Below are 7,911 nucleotides of genomic sequence, written 5' to 3'. Positions count from 1 at the left end.
CGTCTAAATAGTTAAGTTTTATTACAAACTTGACATTTGCCGAAAAAACAGTAACAATGAATACAGAAAGAAAAAATAAATCGTTCATCTTAATTGCCTCTAGTTTTATAGAGGCGAACGAGACGGAAGTAGGGACAACTCCCGAAGGAACGCGCCTCAGTTCACCACACTATTGACAGAAGAGGCGAAGACCATGAAACTCACATATCGCGGAATTAGTTACGAATACACTCCTCCCGTAGTTGAAACCGTTGAAGGTAACATCGGCGGCAAGTATCGGGGTTTAGATTGGCGGTTCCGCAATCTTAAGAAAGCTCCACTGTTGCAACCGAGCGTAAACTTGACCTATCGCGGTGTAACTTATTCCAATAACCCAAGTGCGATCGTAGAGAGTCAAGCAGCAGTTGACCAAACAGATCCGACACCAGTTATGCCTATTTCAGAACAAGCTCGCTCCTTGATGATGGATCGCGATCGCGCTGCTAAGAAGCGCCATCAATCAATGCTGAGCCGTTTAGCCGCTGAAGTTGGATTAAATATCACCCCTTCAGAATCCTACCACCAAGGTTAATCACACCTGTTTGTAAGAAGGAAGAGAGAGAGGGGAGGATTGGGAGTTTTGAGTATTGAGTTTTGAGTTGAAAAACTTAAAAATTCCTCATCTCCTATCCTCCCCATCTCTCTCTTCTTTCTTCATTCAAACTTTCCCAAATCTGCGATTCCTTTGTTGGTAAGCATAGAGAGCCCGATGAAACTCTTTGCGGTCAAAATCAGGCCACAAAGTATCAGTAATATAAATTTCCGCATAAGCAATCTGCCAAAGCATAAAATTTGACAACCGCATTTCTCCACTCGTGCGGATTAACAAATCGGGATCGCAAACATCAGCCGTATAGAGATAGCGTTTAAATAAAGCCTCATCAATCTCCTCCGGTTGCAACTGCCCCAACTTCACCTGAGACGCGATCGCACGAGCCGCCTGCACAATCTCCTCACGCCCTCCATAATTCGTCGCCACAGTAAACCGAATTCCCTGATTTTGCTCAGTTTCAGCCACAGAACGTTCAATTTCTGCCTGCAAAGACTTCGGCAAAGCCTGTAAATTTCCCATAAACTTAATTTTTACCCCCTCCTGCACCATCTCCCGCAATTCTTGGCGCAGCTTCCCCTCAAATAAACTCATCAAAAAGTCTACCTCTTCCAAAGGTCTGCCCCAATTCTCAGTCGAAAAAGCATAGGTAGTTAACGCTTCAATGCCCCAATCCTTGCAGCACCGTAGCAACTCCTTCAGCGTACTCGCTCCCCGACTGTGACCCGCAATTCGAGGCAACCCCTGACGCTTAGCCCAGCGGCCATTCCCATCCATAATCACTGCTACGTGCTTGGGCAATCTTTCCCGATCGAGGTCAGCAGGCAACTCTTGTAAAACGCTTAACTTTGCACTCATATATAATTCCGAGGTGGAAACCTATTCTGGTTAACTGTTAACTGTTAACTGTTAACTGCCTCAATTTTTATCGCGATTACTTGGTGGAGGACGGCGTAATATCCGCGAAATCATAGCCGATGCCCTCAAGCCTATCTGCCGTCCCAGATTGCCTATAGGGATTGGCGGCGCTACTCCCTCTCCCTCAGAGGGGTTAAGCTTTGCCTCTAGCAACTCCTTGAGTTTGCTACTCGTCAAAGGTCGGTTTAAATTTCCCATCTGAGCCAAAGAAATAGAACCCGTTTCCTCAGAGACAACCACACAAATGCAAGCTTGCACTCGCTCTGTAATGCCCATCGCCGCTCGGTGACGAGTTCCCAACTGCCGCGACGCAGTACGCTCCGACAGCGGCAAGATTACCCCCGCCGCCACAATTCGAGAACCTCTAATCAGAGTCGCCCCGTCGTGGAGCAAAGTTTTTGGCTGAAAGATAGTCTGCAAAAGTTCTTTTGAAACTTCAGCATTCAGCTTTACACCTGGTACTGAAAAATCCCGCTCGTCAATCGGAGAGTCAGTTTCAAGGATGAGTAAAGCTCCAGTACGATTTTGTGAAAGTTCTTTAACTGCGTCCACAATTTCATCAATCACACTATCAGGCTCAGGAATAGACCTGCGACCTGGGCCAAACAATTGCAGAATTTCACCCCGACCCAATTGTTCCAGCAATCTGCGAAATTCTGATTGCAAGATCACTGCCATTGCCACAGCGGAACCAGTGACTAAGCTGTTGAGGGCAATGTGCAGCAACCTCAACCCAGCCCAGTTACTTACCGCTGTAGCTAACATCAGAACAATAAACCCCCGTACCATCCATAGCGTCCGGCGTTCTCCAATAATGACAAGCACCATGTACGCTAGGGCAAAGACCAATCCGAGATCCAGCCCGTGAATTAAAAAAGATACAGGGGGATATTGCAAAAAGCCCGCACTGTTAATGTCAAAACTAGATTGTTGATTGTTCATGGTTCATAGTTCGCTGCTAGCCATGAACCTTGAACCATGAAGCATGAACCATGAAACATGAACCGTCTTTTATTCCACTTGTTTGACGAGTCTTTCGGGCAAGCGGTCTTGCCTCAGTAAGTCTTGGTAAGTTTCACGCTGTATGATAACGTTTGCTTCCCCATCTCTGACTAAAACGGCTGTTGGTCGAGGCAACCGATTATAGTTAGAGGCCATGCTGTAATTGTAAGCACCTGTCGCCATTACGACCAGGACATCTCCCGGTTTTGATACTGGCAACTGAGCATTTTTAATTACAATATCGCCTGATTCGCAGTGTTTGCCAGCAATTGTTACTGTTTCTGTTAAAGGAGCAGACATTTGGTTGGCTGCGACTACTCGATATACTGATTGGTAGGTAATCGGACGCGGGTTGTCTGACATCCCGCCATCTACAGCTAGATAAGTCCGCATTCCGGGAATGACTTTTTTGGAGCCAACTGTGTAAGCGGTGACGCAAGCTGAACCAATCAGCGATCGCCCTGGTTCGCAAAGTAATTTCGGTAAAGGTATTTCCAGCTTTTGGCAAGCTGCTGCTACCGATTCGCCAATTACTTTGACCCAAGCTTCGATACTGGGAGGATCGTCCGCTTCAGTATAGCTGATGCCTAAGCCACCGCCAACGTTGAGTTCTCCCACAGGTAGGCCGTAGTGACTTGCTTTGACGAATGCTTCGGCGATGACTCCTGCTAAATCTTCGTGGGGTTGGAGTTCAAAAATCTGCGAACCGATGTGAGCGTGTAAGCCAATACAGGATAATGAGGGTTGTTTGCTCAGGAAGGCAAAGACTCGATCGAGATCGTTGGGATCGAACCCAAATTTGCTATCCAGGTGGCCTGTGCGAATGTACTCATGTGTGTGACATTCGATCCCTGGAGTAAACCGCAGCATGACGCGCACTGGTTGGGTTGCTCTATTTTCTAGAATTTCAACCAGAGTTGATAATTCTAGCCAGTTATCGGCGACGATAGTACAGCCGCTTTCGATCGCTAGTTCTAGTTCGCTGCGAGATTTATTGTTACCGTGAAAGTAGAGTTTGTTAGGACTAACGCCAGCTTGGAGAGCAGTAAAGATTTCGCCCCCAGATACCACGTCGATACCTAAGCCTTCGGAGGATGCGATCGCACAAACCGCCATACAACTCCACGCCTTAGAAGCGTAAAGTACCTGAGACTCACCCGGATAGTAACGTTTTAAGGCTTCCCGGTACTGGCGACAAGCCGTTCGCAATGTCACTTCGTCTAAAATATAGATCGGCGAACCAAATTGCTCAACCAGGTTAACTACATCGCAACCCCCGATCTCCAAGCGATCTTGACTGTTAACTCTAGCTGTCAGCGGTAAAAGTTCCTGATTCGGCGAACGAGTCTGGGGGGTATTTTTAGAGTCAGGTAGATACTGAAGTCCAGAATTTTGAACTTCAACAGATTGAATTGATACCATCGTGATAATTAAGTGTTTTTGGCCATTAGTCGTTAGTCATTAGTCATTAATCATTAGCCGCGAGATATAGACTGGGGACTAGAGGCTAAATGACCTAGACTAGGAAGGATTTGTTACTTAAGAGGGTTAAGCCCTAGTTTATTTTCTAGTGTACAATTGACCGCTGTGCCTTTGATAGAAATTAAACATCTTGCACCAGAACACCTGCCAGCAGCCGTCGAACTCGACCAGCTTTGTTTCGGCGGAATTTGGACTTTGGAAGGCTACCGCCGAGAGCTAGACAGTTCTAATAGCGATTTGTTGGGTTTGTGGAAGATGGTGGAGGATGGGGGAGATGGGGGAGATGGGGGAGATGAGGGAGATGATTCTTCTGTACATCCGGGTTTAGCCAATAAATATCCCATCCACCCCTTTATTTCATCTCCTCCCCATCCCCCCCATCCTCCCCATCTTCCCCATCCTCCCCATCTTCCCCAATCCCCGATCCCCCTCTCAGCTAAAATATTCAGAGCGCATAGACAACAACAGCGGCCAACACTTGACACCAAGCCAGACGGCGAGGGCGATCGGTTAGCGCAAATTTCTTAGTGAAGAGCATCTTAAGAAAAACGTAAATTGAGTCTATCGTCACATTCTCTAAGTTTAGAACTCTGTATCGTGATGGAAAAGCAAGTAATGTATAGTCCCAGCTTATCTGGTGGTGCTGCCAATTCACAATCTGGCAGCCGCACCTTTGTTTATGAAGTTAAGGGTCTGCGTCAGAACGGAGAAACTGACCAAACTAGCTGCCCGATTCGCCAGAGTGGGAGCGTGTTCATCGCAGTTCCTTACAACCGTATGAATCAGGAAATGCGGCGGATAGCTCGCATGGGTGGCCAGATAGTCAGCATCCGACTCCTGAACGCCGAACCCCAAACCCAGGCAAATGTTGCGCCAGAGAATGGGCTACAGGTTCAGAAATCAGGAGAACCAAAGAAGCCAATGACTCAAGCAAAAGAAAAAGTTGATATTCCCGTCAATCTCTACAAACCAGCTAGTCCCTTTATTGGCAAGTGCATCTCGACTGAAGAGCTAGTCAGAGAAGGTGGCGAGGGTACTGTCCGCCATGTCACTTTTGACCTTTCTGGCGGGAATTTGCGCTATCTGGAAGGCCAAAGTATCGGCATTATTCCCGAAGGTACTGATGCTAATGGCAAACCCCATAAGTTGCGCCTGTACTCGATCGCATCTACTCGTCACGGTGACAACCTTGACGATAAAACGATATCGCTCTGTGTCCGTCGGTTGGAGTATAAGCACCCGGAAACTGGTGAAAAGGTCTTTGGTGTGTGTTCGACTTATCTAACCGGTTTGGAACCGGGGGCTGAGGTGAAAATCACCGGCCCTGTAGGTAAGGAAATGTTATTACCTGAAGACCCAGAATCCACGATTATTATGATGGCAACGGGTACTGGTATTGCACCGTTCCGCGCTTTCTTGTGGAGAATGTTCAAGGAAAATAACCCTGATTACAAGTTCAAGGGTTTAGCTTGGTTGTTCTTTGGTGTTGCTTATACTCCGAATATTCTTTATAAAGAAGAGTTGGAGAAGTTGCAAGCTGAGTTCCCAGATAATTTCCGCTTGACTTATGCAATTAGCCGCGAACAAAAAAGTGCTCAAGGCGGTAAGATGTACATCCAAAACCGGATTCAAGAGAATGCCGATCAGTTATGGGAGTTGGTTCAAAAGCCAAATACTCATACCTATATTTGCGGTTTGAAAGGTATGGAAGGCGGTATTGATGAGGGGATGTCGGCGGCGGCTGGCAAGTATGATGTTAACTGGTCTGACTATCAGAAACAGTTGAAGAAAAATCATCGCTGGCACGTTGAAACCTATTAATTTGATAGGGTGATAATTTGTTTTGTAGGGTGGGCAATGCCTGCCCTATAATTGTTTTAGAGGATAAATTTTATCGTTGCCTTAGCATCCAGAAAGGGAGATGATTGATATGGTACTGACGGTTAAAGATTTCGAGCAACTCCAAGGTGCTTTAACTGACGCTCATTTGGACTACCAGTTAGAGCTAATAGATGGAGAAATTCATGTTATGGGGTTATCAGATGTTGTATCTAGCTATGTTATTGCTCAATTAGCAAGGCTATTAGGGAATTGGGTAGTACCGCGCCGATTAGGGTTTGTTCTAGAATCGAGTGGTGGATTTAGTCTGCCAAATTCAAATTTACGCGGCCCTGATGTTTCTTTTGTCAGTGCTACCAAACTACAGCGACTTCCGCGCACTTTCGCTAATATTGTACCTGATTTGATAGTAGAAGTTAAATCTTCAACTGATAGACTTAAGCCAACTCGCGAGAAAATCCAAATGTTTTTAAGTTTGGGAACGCAAGTAGGAATATTGGTCGATCCCGATAAAAAGATTTTGGAAGTTTATCGGCTGAATCTGGAAACTGTCGTGTTAGGTGAAGGTGATATATTGACTGTTCCAGAGTTATTGGAGGGATGGGAGTTGGCGGTTTCTGAACTTTGGCCGCCTGTGTTTGATGAGGAATGAAAGTTTTTTAATTTTACCAGAAGCTTAAATACCCAAATCAGGATTTTGAATAAGAAGCTAATGCAGAAGTATCTTACAATGGTTGTGGGTTAAATGAGTTTCTACAGGTTAAAGTCGTGGCTATAAGAATTGGTTTGCTGGGATTGGGGACAGTGGGCGGGGGTACAGCAGAGATTTTGCTCTCTCCCGAAGGCCGCCATCCACTATTACAGGAGTTGGAAATCTATCGGGTGGGGGTGCGCGATCGCACAAAAACTCGCTCTTTACAATTTCCCGAAAATGTGCTGACCACAGACTTAGAGGCGATCGCTACAGACCCAGATGTGAACATTGTAGTAGAAGTAATGGGCGGTTTAGAACCAGCGCGATCGCTAATCCTCAAAGCGATCGCCAACGGTAAGCACATCGTTACCGCCAATAAAGCTGTAATTGCCCGCTATGGCGACGAAATCTTCGCCGCCGCCCAAGAAAAAGGCGTTTATGTAATGCTAGAAGCTGCTGTCGCCGGTGGTATTCCAGTCATACAAACCCTTAAACAATCATTAGGTGCAAACCGCATTCAAACCGTTACTGGCATCGTTAACGGTACAACTAATTACATCCTTACTCGGATGCAAACAGAAGGCGCGGACTTTTCCCAAGTGCTCGCCGATGCCCAACAATTAGGCTATGCTGAAGCTGACCCCAGTGCCGATGTAGATGGTTTAGATGCTGCTGATAAAATTGCCATTTTAGCATCCTTAGCTTTTGGCGGACGCATCAAACTAGAAGATATTTATTGTGAAGGGATCGGACAAGTAAGTGCTGCTGATATTGCTTATGCTGAAAAGCTGGGATTTGTAATTAAATTATTAGCGATCGCCCATCAAGATACCCAAACAACTCGCGATCGCGAACTACTTTCCATCAGAGTTCATCCTACCCTAGTCTCGAAAACTCATCCTCTTGCGAGTATAAATGGCGTTTACAACGCTATTTTAATAGAAGCAGAACCCATAGGGCAAGTCATGTTTTACGGACGCGGTGCTGGTGCTGGCCCTACAGCAAGCGCGGTAGTATCAGATATTATGAATATCGCCGCTATCTTAAAAACTGAAACAGTTCCCATTCCCCATCCTTTGTTAAGTTGTTCTCACCAACACTACTGTAAAATTGCTCCAATTCAAGAACTCGTTACCCGATTTTATGCTCGATTTTTAACCAAAGATAATCCAGGTGTGATTGGCAAACTCGGCACTTGTTTCGGGCAACATAATGTTAGCTTAGAATCAGTTGTGCAAACAGGAATACACGGCGAGTTAGCAGAAATTGTAGTCGTCACTCATGATGTTAAAGAAGGTAATTTTCAGCAGGCAATTGATGAAATTAGTCAAATGGAAGGTATACACAGTATTCCTAGTAAATTGCGAGTTCTTTAATGGTAATGGGT

General features: G+C 45.8%; 8 protein-coding genes and 1 riboswitch. Of the genes, 5 read left to right on the top strand and 3 right to left on the bottom strand.

Annotation, left to right across the window (positions count from 1 at the left end; genetic code table 11):
- Positions 1-79: 79 nt before the first annotated feature.
- A riboswitch (Glutamine riboswitch) is annotated at positions 80-156 on the top strand.
- 37 nt (positions 157-193) lie between these two features.
- Positions 194-571 carry a DUF4278 domain-containing protein gene (locus OSCI_RS21540; RefSeq protein WP_007357263.1) on the top strand — a complete coding sequence of 126 codons (378 nt, stop codon included), beginning with the start codon at positions 194-196 and terminating at the stop codon, positions 569-571.
- A 126-nt stretch (positions 572-697) separates the two neighbouring features.
- On the opposite strand, the gene OSCI_RS21535 is transcribed toward OSCI_RS21540, so the two are convergent.
- From OSCI_RS21535 to lysA, 3 genes are all read right to left on the bottom strand, one after another.
- Positions 698-1,447 (bottom strand): isoprenyl transferase, encoded by a 750-nt coding sequence (locus OSCI_RS21535; protein ID WP_007357262.1) that lies wholly within the window; start codon positions 1,445-1,447, stop codon positions 698-700.
- 60 nt (positions 1,448-1,507) lie between these two features.
- The gene (cdaA, locus tag OSCI_RS21530) at positions 1,508-2,449 is read right to left on the bottom strand and encodes a diadenylate cyclase CdaA (protein WP_007357261.1); all 942 of its coding nucleotides are present in this window, start codon (positions 2,447-2,449) and stop codon (positions 1,508-1,510) included.
- A 69-nt stretch (positions 2,450-2,518) separates the two neighbouring features.
- Positions 2,519-3,931, bottom strand: a complete 1,413-nt coding sequence (gene lysA / locus OSCI_RS21525) for a diaminopimelate decarboxylase (protein ID WP_007357260.1) — start codon at positions 3,929-3,931, stop codon at positions 2,519-2,521.
- Positions 3,932-4,096: 165 nt separating this feature from the next.
- Here lysA and OSCI_RS32305 point away from each other — a divergent pair, with 165 nt between their 5' ends.
- The 4 genes from OSCI_RS32305 (at position 4,097) to OSCI_RS21505 (ending at position 7,900) form a co-directional block, all read left to right on the top strand.
- Positions 4,097-4,519 carry a hypothetical protein gene (locus tag OSCI_RS32305; RefSeq protein WP_007357259.1) on the top strand — a complete coding sequence of 141 codons (423 nt, stop codon included), beginning with the start codon at positions 4,097-4,099 and terminating at the stop codon, positions 4,517-4,519.
- Positions 4,520-4,606: 87 nt separating this feature from the next.
- The gene (petH, locus tag OSCI_RS21515) at positions 4,607-5,812 is read left to right on the top strand and encodes a ferredoxin--NADP reductase (RefSeq protein WP_007357258.1); all 1,206 of its coding nucleotides are present in this window, start codon (positions 4,607-4,609) and stop codon (positions 5,810-5,812) included.
- Positions 5,813-5,921: 109 nt separating this feature from the next.
- Entirely contained in the window at positions 5,922-6,482 is a 561-nt protein-coding gene (locus tag OSCI_RS21510) for a Uma2 family endonuclease (protein WP_007357257.1), read from the top strand.
- A gap of 116 nt (positions 6,483-6,598) precedes the next feature.
- Complete coding sequence (locus tag OSCI_RS21505) at positions 6,599-7,900, top strand: homoserine dehydrogenase (protein WP_007357256.1); 1,302 nt, start codon at positions 6,599-6,601, stop codon at positions 7,898-7,900.
- Positions 7,901-7,911: the final 11 nt, after the last annotated feature.

Source organism: Kamptonema sp. PCC 6506 (assembly GCF_000180455.1).
In the GTDB taxonomy this organism is placed as follows: domain Bacteria; phylum Cyanobacteriota; class Cyanobacteriia; order Cyanobacteriales; family Microcoleaceae; genus Kamptonema; species Kamptonema formosum.
This window is presented reverse-complemented; position numbering and strand designations above follow the sequence as displayed.

Bases quoted from the DNA above. Each gene is read 5' to 3' on its own strand.
- OSCI_RS21540 (WP_007357263.1), top strand. From the start codon at position 194: ATGAAACTCACATATCGCGGAATTAGTTACGAATACACTCCTCCCGTA.
- OSCI_RS21535 (WP_007357262.1), bottom strand. From the start codon at position 1,447: ATGAGTGCAAAGTTAAGCGTTTTACAAGAGTTGCCTGCTGACCTCGAT.
- cdaA (WP_007357261.1), bottom strand. From the start codon at position 2,449: ATGAACAATCAACAATCTAGTTTTGACATTAACAGTGCGGGCTTTTTG.
- lysA (WP_007357260.1), bottom strand. From the start codon at position 3,931: ATGGTATCAATTCAATCTGTTGAAGTTCAAAATTCTGGACTTCAGTAT.
- petH (WP_007357258.1), top strand. From the start codon at position 4,607: ATGTATAGTCCCAGCTTATCTGGTGGTGCTGCCAATTCACAATCTGGC.
- OSCI_RS21510 (WP_007357257.1), top strand. From the start codon at position 5,922: ATGGTACTGACGGTTAAAGATTTCGAGCAACTCCAAGGTGCTTTAACT.